Here is a 17,416-nt window from a genome sequence, read left to right on the forward strand (position 1 = left end):
CGGCGTGAAGCCGACCGCGAGCGCGGCCGCCGCGCCCGCGAGCCCGCGGCGCAGCGTGCGGGACGCGAGAAGTTGAGCGCGTGCATATTCGAATGCTTTCATTGTGGTTGCTCCAGGAGACCGGGTGAAGTGTTATCGAAATGGGTCGCCGGGGCGGCGCGCAGACCGTGCGCGTGCCGGCGTCATGACCGGTTTCCTGTGTTGCGCGGAAAGCCGTCACGGAGAGGCACGACGGCGGCCGCTATCGCTCGCCATCGCGGATCTCCCGGGCTTTTGTCCCGCCGTGTAGTGCGCTCTGCGAAGCATCATCGATTCGCGGATGCACCGGGCTGCTCTCGGACCAGACATTCACGACACGTTCGCGTGAACCGGAACCCTAGCATCCCTAAGATGCGACGCCGCCGCACCTCTCGAGGGGCTGCGCGAAGCCAGAAGCATGCCAACGAATGCGCATGGATGGGCGCGGGCGACGATCGCGCAAGGAAGACGTTTGGCTAACGTGCGCTCACAGGCTTCTTCTGCATTTCGATGAAGCGCGCTGAAAGCAATACGTAGAGCGTGCGGCGAACGGTGGAGAGCAGCGACATGGCGGGGTGCGGGAAGTGAGTATGCGACTCCATCAGAGCAACGGCTATGCCATCGCGTAAGCGCGCTGAAAAGCGCCGCGTTGCAATGGCGAGCGCGTGACACCTGCGTGACGTGCGCCCGAAGATGGCGCTCGCGCGCATTCGATTGGTGCGCGCTCGCCCCGCGTCAGGGCGGCTAGCTTGTCGTCGTGCACACGGTGCACGCGCGCGCCTCCGGCGCTTGCGGAATCGGGAACTGCGTGGGAACGCCGCACGAACACGGCATGGAAGACATGCGTGAACGCGCAACCGCGTCACATCCACTGCGGGTTGCCGTTGTGCTGGCACAGTACTCGCTTAAACACGCGGCGAGAGGTGCGAAGCAATTTGCATCATCTTCAGGATCGCTAGGGTTCCGGTCGTGCGACACGCGTCGCGCGATGGCTGGTCCGAGAGCAATCCGGTCTTGCCGGCCACCTTGTTTCGAAGGCGGCGGCGAGGCTCCACGGAGGGATAAAAGCCCGGGAGGTCGCGATGTCGTTTCGTCGCTCCTCTCACGCTTATTCCTTTCGATCAAACAGGAGCCTCGATGCCGTCGAATCCCCCCGTCGACCTTGCGCCCGTCCCGCATCCGCTGTGGGAAGCGGTGATCCCTGCCGGCACGCATTGGTCCGGCGTCCTGCGCCGCGGCATCGCGTTGCGCATCATTGATCTCGAAGGCGGCGCCAACCTGTCCGCGCTGTTCTATCGCGACGACAATCCGCTCGAACGCTACAACATGGCCGATACGCTCAAGGCGCAGCACACCGCGCATCTGACGCGCGGCTGCGTGCTGTACTCGGATATGGGCCACGTGCTGGCGTCGCTCACCGCCGATACGCTCGGCTGGCACGACGCGTTCGGCGGCGTCGGCGACGCAAAGCTGTTCGAGCGGAAATACGGCGCGGCGCGCTATCAGCAGCATCGCAACGCGATGATCCGCAACGGCCGCGACAGCCTGCTCGTGGAACTGGCGAAGTACGGGCTCGGCGCGCGCGACCTTGTCGCGAACATCAATTTCTTCAGCAAGCTCGCACCGGGCGACGACGGCTCGCTGACCTTCGTCGAAGGCCACTCGCGAGCCGGCGACGCATTCGATCTGCGCTTCGAGATGAACACGCTCGCGGCGTTTTCGACTGCCCCGCATCCGCTCGATCCGGCCGCCGCGTACCAGCCGAAACCAGTCCGCCTGATCGCCTATCGCGCTTACGCGAGCGATGCCAACGTGCCGTCCGATGACCCGTGCCGCGCGCGCTGCGCGGAGAACGAACGCGGCTTCGTCAACACTGAACGTCTGTTCGTCTAAGGAGCGCCGCGATGGCCATTCTCGAAAGCACGCTGGACCCGCGCGACGCCGTGTACGACTTCACGCTGCCGTCCGGCGAACCGTGGCTGCACGAAGTGAAGCGCGGACAGATCTTCCGCATACTCGATCTCGAAGGCAACCAGGCCGTCGACACGCTGTTCTACAACAGCGCCGATCCGCAAGAGCGTTACAGCGCGCAGGACACGATCCGCGCGCAGCTGAATCTGTATCTGGGCGCGGGCAGCGTGCTGATGTCGAACCTCGGCAACCCGCTGCTGAAGATTGTCGCCGACACCTGCGGCCGCCACGATACGCTGGGCGGCGCATGCGCGGCGGAGAGCAATACCGTGCGCTACTCGCTCGACAAGCGCCATATGCATAGCTGCCGCGACACCTTCCTGCACGCGCTCACGCATTGCACCTGCGGCGTCGGCACGCTGCTGACGAAGCGGGACATTGTCAGCAACGTCAACTTCTTTATGAACGTGCCGGTGACGCCGCTCGGCAAACTGACCTTCGAAGACGGCATTTCGGCCCCCGGCAAGTACGTCGAGATGCGCGCCGAAATGGACGTGACGGTGCTGATCTCGAACTGTCCGCAATTGAACAACCCATGCAACGGCTATAACCCGACGCCCGTGCGGCTGACGATCTGGGAGGCGCAATGAGCGAGCCGTCGCGCTTCTCGAAGGTGCTCGTAGCGAATCGAGGCGAGATTGCATGCCGCGTGATGCGAACGCTGAAGCGTTTGAATATCGCGTCGGTCGCGGTCTATTCGGAGGCCGATCGACACGCGATGCACGTGACGCTTGCCGACGAAGCGGTTTGCATCGGACCGGCCGCGGCCTCGGCCAGTTATCTGAACGTCGCGGCGATACTCGAAGCAGCGCGTGCGACGGGTGCGGACGCGGTCCATCCGGGCTACGGATTTCTCTCTGAAAACGCCGCGTTCGCACAGGCATGCGAGGACGCCGGCATCCGTTATATCGGACCGCGCCCCGCGCAAATGCGCGCATTCGGCTTGAAGCACACGGCGCGCGAGCTCGCCGCGGCGAACAATGTCGCGTTGCTGCCCGGCACCGGTCTGCTGCCCGATGTCGCGACTGCGCTGCGCGAAGCCGCCTCGATCGGCTATCCGGTGATGCTGAAAAGCACCGCGGGCGGCGGCGGGATTGGCATGTCGCTATGCCGCAGCGCGCCGGAGCTCGAAGCGGCGTTTGCTTCGGTGGTGCGTCTGGGCGAGGCGAACTTCGCGAATGCGGGCGTGTACGTCGAGAAGTTCGTCGAGCACGCGCGTCATATCGAAGTGCAGATTTTCGGCGATGGCCGCGGCAACGTGATCGCGCTCGGCGAGCGCGATTGCTCAGTGCAGCGGCGCAACCAGAAGGTGATCGAGGAAACGCCGGCGCCCGGCCTCACGGCCGAGGAGCGCGCGATGCTGCACGCGAGCGCGGTGCGGCTCGCGCAGGCGGTCAACTACGAGTCGGCCGGAACCGTCGAGTTCGTGTTCGATGCGCAGGCGCGCCGCTTCTATTTTCTCGAAGTGAATACGCGGCTGCAGGTCGAGCATTGCGTGACCGAGGAAGTCACCGGCATCGATCTGGTGGCGTGGATGATTCGCCAGGCTGAGCACACGCTGCCGCCGCTCGCATCGATTGCGCCCGCGGCGAACGCTGCTGGCGGCGCAAGCATCCAGGTGCGCATTTACGCGGAAGATCCGCACAAGCAATTCCAGCCGAGCGCAGGCACGCTCACGCACGTCGAGTTTGCCGGTGACGCGCGCGTCGACACGTGGGTCGACGCCGGCACCGAAGTCAGCGCGTTCTACGATCCGCTGCTCGCGAAACTGATTGTGAAGGGCGACACGCGCGACGCCGCACTGGCGGCGCTACGGGACGCGCTCGAGCGCACGCAGCTGTACGGCATCGAGACGAACCTCGATTACCTGCGTGCGGTGGCCGGTTCCGATACGTTCTCGCGCGGCGCGCAGACCACCGCGTTCCTGTCGCGCTTCCTGTTCGCGCCGCACACCGTCGACGTGCTCGACGGCGGCGTACAAACCACGGTGCAGCAGTTACCGGGACGGCTCGGCTACTGGGATATCGGCGTGCCGCCGTCCGGTCCGATGGATGACCTGTCGTTCGCGCTCGCGAACGGATTGCTCGGCAATGCGCCGGATGCGGCCGGCCTTGAATTCACGATGGTCGGCGCGACGCTGCGTTTCAATACGGCCGCGCTGTTCGTGCTCGGCGGCGCGCCGCTCGCGGCGACCCTCGACGGTCAGCCGGCGCCTTTCTGGCAGGTGCTGCGCGCGGTGCCCGGCGCGGTGCTGAAGCTTGGCGGCGTGACCGGCGCCGGCGTGCGCGCATGCCTCGCGATCCGGGGCGGCCTGCAGGTGCCCGACTATCTCGGCAGCAAGGCGACCTTCACGCTCGGACAGTTCGGCGGCCACGCGGGCCGCGCGTTGCGCAAGGGCGACGTGCTGCATCTGGCCGCCGATGCGGATGCGGGCGAGCCGGGCGCGACGCTCGACACGGCGCGCCGACCCGCGCTGACGCGCGACTGGACGCTGCACGTGCTGAACGGCCCGCACGGCGCGCCGGACTTTTTCACGCGCGACGATATCGCGATGTTGTACGGCACGAGCTGGACCGTGCACTACAACTCGAGCCGCACGGGAGTGCGGCTGATCGGACCCGCGCCGGCATGGGCGCGTCCGGACGGCGGCGAAGCGGGGCTGCATCCGTCGAACATTCACGACAATGCGTATGCGATCGGCGCCGTCGATTTCACCGGCGATATGCCGGTGATTCTCGGACCGGACGGTCCGAGTCTCGGCGGCTTCGTGTGCCCGGTGACCGTGGTGGCCGGCGAATTGTGGAAGCTCGGGCAATTGCGCCCCGGCGATACGGTGCGGTTTGCGCCCGCGCAACCGGCGACGGCCGGCACGGCAGACGCGCGCGGTGAATCCGGTAACGAACTCATCGAGGCGATCACGCAACCTGGCGCTGCGCCAACGCTCGATGTGCGCGCGTCGCAAACCGTCAGCCACGAAGACGCGTGCGTGCTGTACCGCGATCCGTCGGCGGGCGACGGCATCGGTGTGGTCTACCGGCAATCGGGCGATCGCAATGTGCTGATCGAGTACGGGCCGCTCGCGCTCGACCTGAATCTGCGTTTTCGCGTACACGCGCTGATGAACTGGCTTCTCGCGCATCGCCTGCCCGGCATCGTCGACCTGACGCCGGGTATCCGCTCGCTGCAGGTGCATTTCGATCCGCGCGTGCTGTCGCGCGACGTGCTGCTCGCGCATGTGCAACGCGCGGAAACGGAACTGCCCGCGATCGACGGCATGCGGGTGCCGAACCGGATCGTCCATTTGCCGCTGTCGTGGGACGATCCGTCCACGCGCATCGCAATCGAACGGTATATGCAATCGGTGCGGCCCGACGCGCCGTGGTGTCCGAGCAATATCGAGTTTATTCGCCGCATCAACGGTCTCGCGAGTATCGACGACGTGAAGCGCATCGTGTTCGACGCGCGCTATCTGGTGATGGGACTCGGCGATGTCTATCTCGGCGCGCCGGTCGCGACGCCGCTCGATCCGCGTCACCGGCTGGTGACGACGAAGTACAACCCGGCGCGCACCTGGACGCCGGAAAACGCGGTCGGCATCGGCGGCGCGTATCTGTGCGTGTACGGGATGGAAGGGCCGGGCGGCTATCAGTTCGTCGGCCGCACCGTGCAGATGTGGAACCGCTACCGGACCACGCGCGAATTCGAAGCGGGCAAGCCGTGGCTGCTGCGCTTCTTCGACGAGATCCGCTTTTATGAAGTCAGCGAAGCGGAACTGGCTGACCTGCGTGCGGATTTCGTTGCCGGACGCACGAGTCTGAAGATCGAGGCATCGAGCTTCGATCTCGGCGCGTACAACCGCTTTCTGCGCGACGAGGCCGCCTCGATTGCCGCGTTCAAGACGTCGCAGCAGGCCGCGTTCGATGCCGAGCGCGAGCGTTGGCGCGCGGCCGGCACGGCGGAATACGTCGGCGAACCCGCTGTCGATGCAGCCGGCGCAAGCGGCGCGGATGGCGCAGCCACGGCGGATGCCGCGCTTGCGGACGGCGTGCGCGGCATCGTCGCGGACGTGTCCGGCAGCGTGTGGAAACTTCAGGTCGCGGCGGGCGAGCGCGTGAGCGCCGGGCAGGTGGTCGCGATTGTCGAGTCGATGAAGATGGAAGTGTCGATCGAAGCCGTCGACGATGGCGTGATCGAAACGATCGATTGCGCGGAAGGCGCGGCGGTCGTCGCAGGGCAACGGCTGATGACGGTGCGCAGTGCCGTCGCAACCGATGTCATCGAGGAGGTCGTGTGCAAATGAAGCCGGACAACACTGCGTCGCCGCCGCTGACGATCGCTTCGCTGCGTGCGCGCTACCGCGGGCGGAGTTTGACGCCCGCGCAACTGGTCGACATGATCGCCGCGCGCACTGTGGGCGACGATCCGCATCGCGTGTGGATTCGCGCGCTCACGCGCGACGAGATGATGCATTACGTGGATGCGCTCGAAGGTAAGGGTCCGGATACGCTGCCGCTGTACGGCGTTCCGTTCGCGATCAAGGACAACATCGACCTCGCCGGTGTGCCGACTACGGCGGGCTGTCCCGCCTACGCGTACACGCCGCAGAAAAGCGCGGCGGTGGTCGAGCGGCTGATCGCGGCCGGCGCGATTCCGGTCGGCAAGACCAACCTCGATCAGTTCGCGACCGGCCTGTCAGGCCAGCGCTCACCGCATGGCGCGTGCCGCAATGCGCTCGATGCTCGCTATGCGTCCGGCGGCTCGAGCTCCGGCTCGGCGGTCGCGGTCGCGCTTGGGCTTGCGGCGTTTTCGCTCGGCACCGACACGGCAGGGTCGGGACGCGTGCCGGCGGCGTTTCATGGACTGGTCGGACTGAAGCCGACCAAAGGGGTGCTGAGCACGCTCGGTGTCGTGCCCGCGTGCAAGTCGCTCGATTGCGTGTCGATCTTCGCGCAGACCGCGCACGATGCACAGCAGGTGTTCGATGTCGCGCGCGGCATCGCCGCAGGCGACCCTTACGCGCGCGCATGGACGCCGCCGCGAGCGCGTCCGCTCACGCAACGCGACGGCGCGCCGACCCTGCGCGGTGTGCGCTTCGGTGTGCCGCGCGCGGCACAGCTCGAATTTTTCGGCGATACGTCGTATGCGCAGGCGTTCGAAGCGGCGCAAGCGCGCTTGCGTGACGTCGGCGCACAACTCGTCGAGATCGACTTCGAACCATTTCTCGACGCCGCGCGTCTGCTTTACGAAGGCCCGTTCGTCGCGGAACGGCTCGCCGCGATCCGGCCGTTTTTCGAGCAGCATCCGGATGCGCTGCATCCGGTGATCCGCACGATTATCGGCGGCGCGGCGAAGTGGAGCGCCGCCGATCTGTTCACTGCGCAGGACCGGCTCGCGGAACTGCGCATGCGCGCCGACACGGTGTGGCAGCACATCGACGCGATCCTGATGCCGACCTCCGCCACCACCGCGACGGTCGATGAACTCGAAGCCGACCCGATTCGCGTGAACTCGCGCTTCGGCTACTACACGAACTTCGTCAATCTGCTCGATCTGTCCGCGCTGGCGGTGCCCGCGGGTCGTTGCACGGTCGGTGCGCATAGCGGGCTGCCGTTCGGCGTGACGTTCGTCGGGCGCGCGCATGAAGATGCCGCGTTGCTGCAGTTAGCGTATGCATGGCTCGGCGAGGATGAGCAGTCGCAGGCGCGTGTTTCGGCGCAGGCGGATTCGGCGTCTGTGTCTGCGTCGCGGTCCGCGTCCGTGCCCGCATCCGCGGTCGCACCAGCATCGTCGTCCGCACCCGCATCCGTATCCACGCCCGCATCCGCATCCTCGACGTCGTCATCCGCATCCGCATCGATCCGCGTCGCGGTCGTCGGCGCGCATCTGCGCGGCGAGCCGCTCAATGCGCAATTGACCGACCGCAACGCGCGCCTGCTCGAAGCCACCACCACCGCGCCCACGTACCGGCTCTACGCACTGCCCGCCGCGGCGAACGGCGGCGTCGCGAAGCCGGGCCTCGTGCGTGTGCCGGCCGACGGCGCGGCGATCGCGCTCGAAGTCTGGGACATGCCGCTTGCCGCGTACGGCAGTTTCGTCGCGGCAATACCGGCGCCGCTTGGCATCGGTACGCTGACGCTGGCGGACGGCAGCACCGTGCAAGGCTTCCTGTGCGAATCGAGCGCGCTCGACGGCGCCACCGACATCACATCGTTCGGAGGCTGGCGCGCGTATCGCGCAAGCCTCGCCGCGCGATGAACACGACCCGCGCCACGCGCGCGGACCTCGATGGCTCGAACCCGGGCGAGGCGGGTGCAGTACGCAACAGCCGCGCCACGCGCAAGGAGACCACGATGACCACGCAGACCCGCCCCCTTCGCAGTCGCCGCACCGAATGGTTCGCGGTGCGCCGCGAACTGTCGGCCCGAAGCCGCTGGACGCTCGGCATCGGCTCGTTCATGCTGCCGGTTCTCGTGTGGTGCGTGCTCAGCTATGTGCCGTTCGTCTGGCATCCGCAGATGCTGATCGACAGTCCCGGCAGCGTCGACTACTTCCAGCCGGGCATGCGCATCGACAAGGCGACCTTCAACGACGAACTCGCCACGGCGCGCGCGAAGCACGCGGCGCTGCCGACCGGCGTGCCGGCCAACCCGGTCTATCTGCCTGCGCCGCATGAAGTGCTGCGCGCGTTCTACACCGCGTTCACCACGCCGCCCGCTTCGCGCGACGGCCCATGGCTGCATGAGAGCCTGTGGCACAGCATCCAGGTGATCTTCTGGGGCTTCGTCATTTCATCGGCGCTCGGCGTGCCGCTGGGCATCGTATGCGGCACATACAGCGCGCTCGCACGGCTGCAGGAGCCGTTTATCGAGTTCTTCCGCTATCTGCCGGCGCCGGCGTTCGGCGCGCTGATGGTCGCGATACTCGGCATCTACGACGGACCGAAGATCGCGATCATCGTGATCGGCACGTTCTTTCAGCAGGTGCTGATCGTCGCGAATACGACGCGCAAGCTCGACTACGCGCTGTTCGAAGCCGCGATGACGCTCGGCACGAAAAAGCTGAAGCTGCTCACGCATGTGGTGGTGCCGGGCATTCTGCCGGACCTGTATCGCGATCAACGCATCCTGCTCGGCTGGGCATGGACTTATCTGATTGTCGCGGAACTGGTCGGCACGAGTTCGGGCATCACGTGGTACATCACGCAGCAGGCCCGCTACGAGCATTTCGACAACGTGTACGCGGCGATCATGATGATCGGCATCATCGGACTCGGCACCGACCTCGTGCTCGCGTTTATCGGCCGCAAGCTGTTTCCATGGGACCGTACGCTGAAGGCGTAGCCGCGCGCTGCGGCGCCGCTTCGCCCTCTATCCGCTCCTATGCTCATTCACAGGACTTCATCATGTTGAATCCGCAACCGGTTCCGTCGTATCTGCTGCAGTCCGACGCGGTGCGCGCGCGTTTCGACCGTCTGAAAGCGCGCAATGTGATTCTCGACGTGCGCGATCTCGGCAAGCGTTTCCCGACCGCGCACGGCGAACATGTCGCGCTCGACGGCGTCAGTTTCCAGACGCACCGGCGCGAGTTCGTCTGCGTGATCGGCCCGTCGGGTTGCGGCAAGTCGACGCTGATCCGCATCCTCGCCGGGCTCGAACGGCAAACCAGCGGCGACGTGCTGATCGACGGCAAGCCGGTCGACGGGCCGGGCGCCGAGCGCGGCATGGTGTTTCAGGGCTATACGCTGTTTCCGTGGCTCACGGTCAAGAAGAACGTGATGTTCGGCCTGAAAATGAACGGCCTCGGTCGCACCCAGGCCGAACGCGAGGCGCTGCAATGGCTCGACCTGGTCGGGCTGACGAAATTCGCGGACGTCTATCCGCATCAGTTGTCGGGCGGCATGAAGCAGCGCGTCGCGATCGCGCGCGCGCTCGCCAACCGGCCGCGCATCCTGCTGATGGACGAGCCGTTCGGCGCGCTCGATGCGCAAACGCGCGCGAAGATGCAGACGCATCTGCTCGACATCTGGCGCAACATCGACGTGACGGTGCTGTTCATCACGCACGATCTGGACGAAGCGATTTTTCTCGCGGACCGCATCCTGGTGCTCAAAGCGAACCCCGGCGAAGTGCAGGAGCTGATCGAAGTGCCGGTGCCGCGTCCGCGCGATTATGCGCAGACAACCTCCGCGGAATTCATCGCGACCCGCGCGCGGCTCGAAGCGCTGATTCATCCGCCCGCGGCGACGGGCCAGACCGACGACGGGGACGACGGCGTGAAGCCGCATATGGTGCGGATGACCGACGTGTCGGACAACGTGGAGTGAACCTCCGGCCGGCGTGTACCGCCGGCCGTGCGCGCCGCTTTCCGCGCAGTCGCTCAGTCTTCGAGCGGCACCTCGAAGCGCGTGCCGCAGCCGCGGCATTCGACCGGCATGAATTCGCCCTGCGGCGCACCCAGCACGAGCGGCTGCTCCTCGCCCGCGAGGAAGCAGACCGGACACGGAAACGCTTCATGCGAGCGCAGCCGGTGCCAGCGGTCGACGTAGCGTTCGACGTCTTGCGGCGGCGTGCCGAGCGCCTCGAACTGGTCCAGCAGCACGTGAAACAGAGCAGGGTTCTGCATCGATGTCCTCCGGTCCCTTGCTCTCTCATGATAGGCACGCGCGGCCCGTTGCGACCGCCGCTTTGACGCTCACTTTTCCCTGAACGAAGCGCCGGCCGGCCGGTGCGGCCGGATAATGCCCCGTTTTCAGAAGGTGAAAACGCCGGGATGGTCGCGGCGTTGCAATTCGCATCGTCAGGAGTGCGCCTTAAGTTCCGGTTAAGAGTTCGCTCCTACATTGATACCGCCGCGCAAGTCGCGGGCCAGAACGCCCGCCCTTGGCGACCGCTTTCGTGAACTACCGGGGGGTGGTGAACGAAGACCATCGTCGGCGCCTCGTCGACTGCCGCAAGGCGAAGATGGCGGCGGTACCGGTGCTTTCCGGCTTGCAACGGGCCGGCGGCGACCTTCAGAACCCGGCTTTGCGCCGGGTTTTTTCTTGTGCGCGCGCGGCGTGCTGGCCGGCGCTTTGCGCGGCAGTCATCGTGCGGCCCGTCGGCGCGGGCATGGAAAACTGTATAAACATACAGTATAGTATCCGTCGGCTTCAGCTTTTCCCGATGCAAGTTCGGCGACAGGTAACGGGCCAAAGTCCGGGTGATTCGGGTTGAGTCGAAAAGGCAGCCATGTACGATCGCGGCCAACGCCGCCGCGCCGTGCGCGCCGGTTCTCCCGCACGTAAGCGTGCGCTGACGGTTCGCGCCGGCAGCCGGCTTCCGCGATCAGGCGTACATTCAGTGCTTCCTGCTTGCCGGCCGGACCGGTCGCGACTGCCGCCGCCAGCCTGATAAGGCTGAGCATCGGTACGACCCTGACCACGCGCATTTCGCGCTCCACGCGTATTCACGCTCATTCATTTGACGGATAGCAAATTGGCATCTCAAGGAACGATCCGCATCCGCGGAGCCCGCCAGCACAATCTGAAAAATATCGACCTCGACTTGCGCACCGGCGAAATGACCGTCGTCACCGGGCCGTCGGGGTCGGGTAAATCGAGCCTCGTATTCGACACGCTGTACGCGGAAGGTCAACGCCGCTATGTCGAAACTTTCAGCGCCTATGCGCGCCAGTTCCTCGACCGGATGGACCGGCCGCAGGTCGACCGCGTCGACGGCGTGCCGCCCGCCATCGCCATCGACCAGACGAATCCGGTGCGCAGCTCGCGCTCGACGGTCGGCACGATGACCGAACTGAACGACCATCTGAAGCTGCTGTACGCGCGCGCCGCCGAACTGTTCGACCGCAAGACCGCACAGCCGGTGCGGCACGACACGCCGGAAACGATTTACGCGGACCTCGTCGCGCGCACCGAGGCGGGCGACCCGCGCGTCGTGGTCACGTTTCCGGTCGAGCTGCCGGAAAGCGCGAGCGATACGGAAGTCGAACAATGGCTGTCCGCGAGCGGCTACACGCGGGTGCAGGCGCAGCGCGAGGTCGAGTCGCCGACCGGCCCGCGCAAGGTGCTCGACGTGGTGGCCGACCGGTTCCGGCTGCAACAGGCGGACAAGGCGCGCGTCGTCGAAGCGATCGAAGCGTCGCTCAAGCGCGGCGGCGGGCGCGTGAACGTCTACGTGCTGCCTGCCGCGGCAGACACGTCCGGCGGCGCGGCCGACGCGGCGTCACCGGCGCCGGCGCCGCAAATATGGCGTTTCTCGACCGGCCTGCACAACCCGGATAGCGATCTGCGCTATGCGGACCCGCAGCCGGCGCTGTTCTCGTTCAACTCCGCGTATGGCGCATGCGACACCTGCCGCGGCTTTGGCCGCGTGATCGGCGTCGACCTCGGTCTCGTCATTCCGGACGAACGCAAGACGCTGCGCGGCGGCGCAATCAAGCCGATGCAGACGCCCGCCTGGAAGGAGTGCCAGGACGATCTGATGCGCTATGCGGCGAAGGCCAATATTCGCCGCGACACGCGCTGGTCCGAACTGACCGACGACGAGCGCGACTGGGTGATCAACGGCTCGCCCGATTGGGACGGCGAGTGGCAAAAGCAGTGGTACGGCGTGAAGCGCTTCTTTGCGTATCTCGAATCGAAGGCGTACAAGATGCACATTCGCGTGCTGCTGTCGAAGTACCGCAGCTACACGCCGTGCGAGACCTGCGGCGGCGCGCGTCTGAAGCTCGAATCGCTGTTGTGGCGCCTCGGCACCAAGGCCAATGCGGATGCGGTGCTCGACCCCGCGCAACGGTTCTTGCCGCGCGGCGTCGACTGGGCGCGTGCGCAGCTCGAGGCGCTGCCCGGTCTGACCGTGCACGACCTGATGCTGTTGCCGATCGAACGCATTCGCCGCTTCTTCGACGACATCACGCTGCCGAGCGCATTGCTCGATGACGCGCTCAAGCTGCTGCTCGCCGAAGTGCGCACGCGGCTGAAGTATCTGTGCGACGTCGGCCTCGGCTATCTGACGCTCGACCGGCAAAGCCGCACGCTGTCGGGCGGCGAGGTGCAGCGGATCAATCTGACCACCGCGCTCGGCACGTCGCTGACCAAAACGCTGTTCGTGCTCGACGAGCCGAGCATCGGTCTGCATCCGCGCGACCTGAACCGCATCGTCGAAGCGATGCACCGCTTGCGCGACGCGGGCAATACGCTGGTGGTGGTCGAGCACGATCCGTCGGTGATGCTCGCCGCGGATCGTCTGATCGACATGGGCCCGGGACCCGGCGAACGCGGCGGCACGATCATTTTCGACGGCGCGCCGCAGGCCATTCGCGCGGCCGGCACGCTGACCGGCGAGTATCTCGGCGGCCGCAAGCACGTCGCCGATGCCGCGCACTGGTCGCGCCGGCCGGTCGATGCGAGCACGCCGCGCATCGTGCTCGAAGGCGCGCGCGAGCACAATCTGCGCGACGTCAACGTCGAGATTCCGCTGCAGCGGCTCGTCTGCGTGACCGGCGTGTCCGGTTCCGGCAAATCGACACTCGTGCAGGACGTGCTGTATCCGGCGCTCGCGCGTCATCTCGGCAAGGCGACCGAAACGCCCGGCGTGCATCGCGGGTTGTCCGGCGCGGAACAGATCAGCGACGCGGTATTCGTCGATCAATCGCCGATCGGCAAGACCACGCGCTCGAATCCGGCCAGCTACGTCGGCGCGTTCGACGAAATCCGCAAGCTGTTCGCGAAAGCGCCGCTGGCGGCGCAGCGCGGTTACGGTGCGGGCGTGTTCAGCTTCAATTCCGGCGATGGCCGTTGCCCGACCTGCGGCGGCTCGGGCTTCGAGCATATCGAGATGCAGTTCCTGAGCGACGTCTATCTGCGCTGCCCGGACTGCGACGGACGGCGCTATCGTCCCGAGATTCTCGAAGTGAAAATCGCGCGCGGCGAGCGTGCGCTCAGTGTTGCGGATGTGCTCGATCTGACGGTCAACGAAGCGATCGAGTTCTTTGCCACCGATGCCGAAGTGCTGCGCGTGCTGCAGCCGATCGTCGACGTCGGTCTCGAATACGTGAAGCTCGGCCAGCCGGTGCCGACGCTGTCGGGCGGCGAAGCGCAGCGGCTCAAGCTCGCGGGCTTTCTTGCGGAGACCGCGCAGGCGAGCGGTGCGCGCAACAGGAAGGAAACCGGAGCCGCGCGTCTGTTCATGTTCGACGAACCGACTACGGGTCTGCATTTCGACGATATCGCGAAGCTGATGCAGGCATTCGGCAAGCTGCTCGCGGGCGGCCATTCGCTGATCGTGATCGAGCACAACCTCGATGTGATCCGCGCGGCCGACTGGCTGATCGATCTCGGTCCCGAAGGCGGCGACGGCGGCGGCCTCGTGTTGTGCGCCGGCACGCCGGAGGACGTGAAGCAATGCGCGGGGTCGCACACCGGCGTCGCGCTTGTGCAATACGACAATGCGATGGGCCGCGCGGTCGAGCCGGCCGAAGCGGCCTCCGAGGGCGTGCCGCTGCAGGCGACGCTCGCCGCCGCGCGCGCGCGGCGCGCCGTCGAAGGCGAGAACGTGGTGCGCATCGTCAACGCGCGCGAGCACAATTTGAAAGCGCTCGACGTCGATATTCCGCATGGCCGTTTCAATGTGATCACCGGCGTATCGGGTTCGGGCAAATCGACGCTTGCGTTCGATATTCTCTTCCACGAAGGGCAGCGCCGTTACCTCGAATCGCTGAACGCATACGCGCGCTCGATCGTGCAGCCGGCCGGCCGTCCCGAAGTCGATGCGGTGTACGGCATTCCGCCGACCGTCGCGATCGAGCAGCGCCTGTCGCGCGGCGGCCGCAAGAGTACGGTCGCGACCACGTCCGAGGTCTGGCATTTCCTGCGCTTGCTATATGTGAAGCTCGGCTTGCAGCACTGCATTCACGACGGCACGCCGGTCACGTCGCAAAGCATTGAGTCGATTGCCGCCCAGCTGTTGCGCGATCACAAGGGGCAGCATGTCGGCATGCTGGCGCCGCTGGTCGTGAACCGCAAGGGCGTCTATACCGATCTCGCGAAGTGGGCGAAGGCGCGCGGCAACACGCATCTGCGTGTGGACGGCGAATTCGTGCCGGTCGACCCGTGGCCGAAGCTCGATCGCTTCCGCGAGCATACGATCGAATTGCCGGTCGGCGATCTGATCGTGTCCGCGGATAACGAAGCGGAGTTGCGGCGTCTGCTCGAACAGACGCTCGAGGCGGGCAAGGGCGTGATGCATCTGCTCGCGCCGCTCGACGGCTTGCAGCATGCGATGGGCAACGGCGGCACGTCGCGGGTCGGCGCGATCAAGGTGCTGTCGGTGAAGCGCGCCTGCCCGGTGTGCGGCACCAGCTATCCGGAACTCGATCCGCGCATGTTCTCGTACAACAGCAAGCACGGCTGGTGCACCACCTGCGTCGGCACCGGCCTCGCGCTCACGCGCGAGCAGCGCGCCGCTTATGACGACACGGTGCTCGTCGACGACAACCGCGGCCGTGAGCAGACGCTGCCTTCGGATGAGCAGGAGCCCGAAGGCGTCGGCGACGAGCCGTGTCCGGATTGCCATGGCACGCGTTTGAACCCGACCGCGCGCGCGGTGACGTTCGGCGGCAAGCCGATTGTCGACGTCGCGCAATGGACGGTGTCCGATACGCGCCGCTGGATCGACGGGTTGCGTTTGAAAGGCCGCGAGGCCGATATCGCGCGCGATATCGTCAGCGAGATCGCGAGCCGCCTGCAGTTTCTCGAGGAAGTCGGACTCGGTTATCTGAGCCTCGATCGCGCGGCGCCGAGCCTGTCGGGCGGCGAAGCGCAGCGGATCCGTCTCGCGGCGCAACTCGGCAGCAATCTGCAGGGTGTCTGCTACGTGTTCGACGAGCCGACCATCGGCCTGCATCCGCGCGACAACCAGATTCTGCTGAACGCGCTGCGCAAGCTCGGCGACAAGGGCAATACGCTCGTCGTCGTCGAGCATGACGAAGATACGATCCGGCGCGCGGATCACATCATCGATATCGGGCCGGGCGCCGGCAAGCGCGGCGGCACGCTGGTCGCGCAGGGCGGCGTCGATGACCTGTCCGCGCGGCCCGATTCGCTGACCGGCCGCTTCCTCGCGAAGCCGATTCCGCATCCGCTGCAGGCGCGCCGTCCGGTCGTCGCGCCCGGCAAGCGCGCGGCCGCGGTGCCCGAGCAATGGCTGACCGTGTACGGCGGCAAGCTGCACAATCTGCGCGATGTGACGGTCGGCATTCCGCTTGGGCGTCTCGTGGCGGTGACGGGCGTGAGCGGCTCCGGCAAGTCGACGCTCGCGCGCGACGTGCTGATGACCAATCTGCTCGACGCGGTTGGCCGCTCGGTGCTGTCGTCGCCGGCGACGCGGCGCGCGCGCAAAGCCGCGCAGTCCGACGAGCCGCAGGCCAACCGGCGCACGAGCGTGCTCGCGCGCAGCGCACCGCGGCCCGCGTTGAGCGTTACGCATGCGTGGCAGGGCTGCGCATCGATTACCGGCTGGGAAGCGATCGACCGCGTGCTCGAAGTCGATCAGACGCCAATCGGCAAGACGCCGCGCTCATGCCCGGCGACGTATATCGGCGTGTGGGATGCGATCCGGCGTCTGTTCGCCGATACGCTCGAGGCGCGCGCCCGCGGGTATACCGCCTCGCGCTTCTCGTTCAACACCGGCGACGGGCGCTGCCCCGCGTGCGAAGGGCAGGGCGTGCGCACGATCGGCATGAGCTTCCTGCCGGACGTGAAAGTGCCGTGCGATGTCTGTCACGGGCAGCGCTTCAATCCGGAGACGCTTGCCGTCACCTGGCGCGGCAAGAATATCGGCGACGTGCTGACGATGGAAATCGACGAAGCGGTTGAATTCTTTGCATCGTTGTCGAACATCGCGCATCCGTTGCAACTGATGAAGGACGTCGGGCTCGGCTATCTGACGCTCGGCCAGCCGTCGCCGACGCTATCCGGTGGCGAAGCGCAGCGTATCAAGCTCGTCACCGAACTCTCGAAGGTGCGCGACGACATCACACGACGCGGGCAGAAGGCGCCGCATACGCTGTATGTGCTCGACGAGCCGACTGTCGGCTTGCATATGGCCGATGTCGCGAAGCTGATCCGCGTGCTGCATCGGCTCGCGGATGGCGGACACAGCGTGGTGGTAATCGAACACGACCTCGATGTGATCGCGGAAGCGGACTGGATTATCGATCTCGGACCGGAAGGCGGCGTCGGTGGCGGCACGATCGTCGCGGCGACCGATCCGGAAGGGCTCGTCAAGGTGCGCGCAAGCCATACCGGACAGGCGTTGGCGCCGGTGCTCGCGCGCGGCGGCGCGGCGCTGCAGGAGGCGCTCGAAGCGGGGAAGGTCGGCGCGGCGTGAGGGGTTTTCGCTAGCGCGCGGAGGTCGGCGAGGAGCGCCTC

Annotated in this window: 8 protein-coding genes and 2 riboswitches; of the genes, 7 read left to right on the forward strand and 1 reads right to left on the reverse strand. The window is 66.4% G+C overall.

Translation table 11 applies throughout. From position 1 onward, the window contains the following. Nucleotides 1-260: 260 nt before the first annotated feature. A riboswitch (guanidine-I (ykkC/yxkD leader) is annotated at nucleotides 261-391 on the reverse strand. A 571-nt stretch (nucleotides 392-962) separates the two neighbouring features. Next, nucleotides 963-1,096: riboswitch (guanidine-I (ykkC/yxkD leader) on the forward strand. Nucleotides 1,097-1,155: 59 nt separating this feature from the next. From HV675_RS25040 to HV675_RS25065, 6 genes are all read left to right on the forward strand, one after another. Next, nucleotides 1,156-1,911: an urea amidolyase associated protein UAAP1 gene (locus HV675_RS25040; RefSeq protein WP_175114146.1), complete on the forward strand. Its 756-nt coding sequence runs from the start codon at nucleotides 1,156-1,158 to the stop codon at nucleotides 1,909-1,911. Between the two features lie 11 nt (nucleotides 1,912-1,922). Continuing rightward, nucleotides 1,923-2,579, forward strand: a complete 657-nt coding sequence (locus tag HV675_RS25045) for an urea amidolyase associated protein UAAP2 (protein WP_175114147.1) — start codon at nucleotides 1,923-1,925, stop codon at nucleotides 2,577-2,579. After that, on the forward strand, nucleotides 2,576-6,289 hold the full coding sequence (uca, locus tag HV675_RS25050; RefSeq protein WP_175114148.1) for an urea carboxylase: 3,714 nt from the start codon (nucleotides 2,576-2,578) through the stop codon (nucleotides 6,287-6,289). Before HV675_RS25045 ends, uca begins: the two co-directional genes overlap by 4 nt. Further along, a complete protein-coding gene (gene atzF, locus HV675_RS25055; protein ID WP_175114149.1) occupies nucleotides 6,286-8,244 on the forward strand; it encodes an allophanate hydrolase in 1,959 nt (652 codons plus the stop codon). The genes uca and atzF overlap by 4 nt, the downstream gene beginning before the upstream one ends. Before the next feature lie 95 nt (nucleotides 8,245-8,339). Next, nucleotides 8,340-9,329 (forward strand): ABC transporter permease, encoded by a 990-nt coding sequence (locus HV675_RS25060; RefSeq protein ID WP_175114181.1) that lies wholly within the window; start codon nucleotides 8,340-8,342, stop codon nucleotides 9,327-9,329. Between the two features lie 62 nt (nucleotides 9,330-9,391). Further along, nucleotides 9,392-10,312 carry an ABC transporter ATP-binding protein gene (locus HV675_RS25065; protein ID WP_175114150.1) on the forward strand — a complete coding sequence of 307 codons (921 nt, stop codon included), beginning with the start codon at nucleotides 9,392-9,394 and terminating at the stop codon, nucleotides 10,310-10,312. A gap of 53 nt (nucleotides 10,313-10,365) precedes the next feature. Here the strand turns inward: HV675_RS25065 and HV675_RS25070 are convergent, their stop codons facing one another. After that, nucleotides 10,366-10,611, reverse strand: coding sequence for a hypothetical protein (locus HV675_RS25070; protein ID WP_175114151.1), 246 nt, complete (start codon nucleotides 10,609-10,611; stop codon nucleotides 10,366-10,368). An 851-nt stretch (nucleotides 10,612-11,462) separates the two neighbouring features. Here HV675_RS25070 and uvrA point away from each other — a divergent pair. After that, nucleotides 11,463-17,375: an excinuclease ABC subunit UvrA gene (uvrA, locus tag HV675_RS25075; RefSeq protein ID WP_175114152.1), complete on the forward strand. Its 5,913-nt coding sequence runs from the start codon at nucleotides 11,463-11,465 to the stop codon at nucleotides 17,373-17,375. Nucleotides 17,376-17,416 lie beyond the last annotated feature (41 nt).

This window comes from Paraburkholderia solisilvae, from assembly GCF_902859875.1.
In the GTDB taxonomy this organism is placed as follows: Bacteria; Pseudomonadota; Gammaproteobacteria; order Burkholderiales; family Burkholderiaceae; genus Paraburkholderia; species Paraburkholderia solisilvae.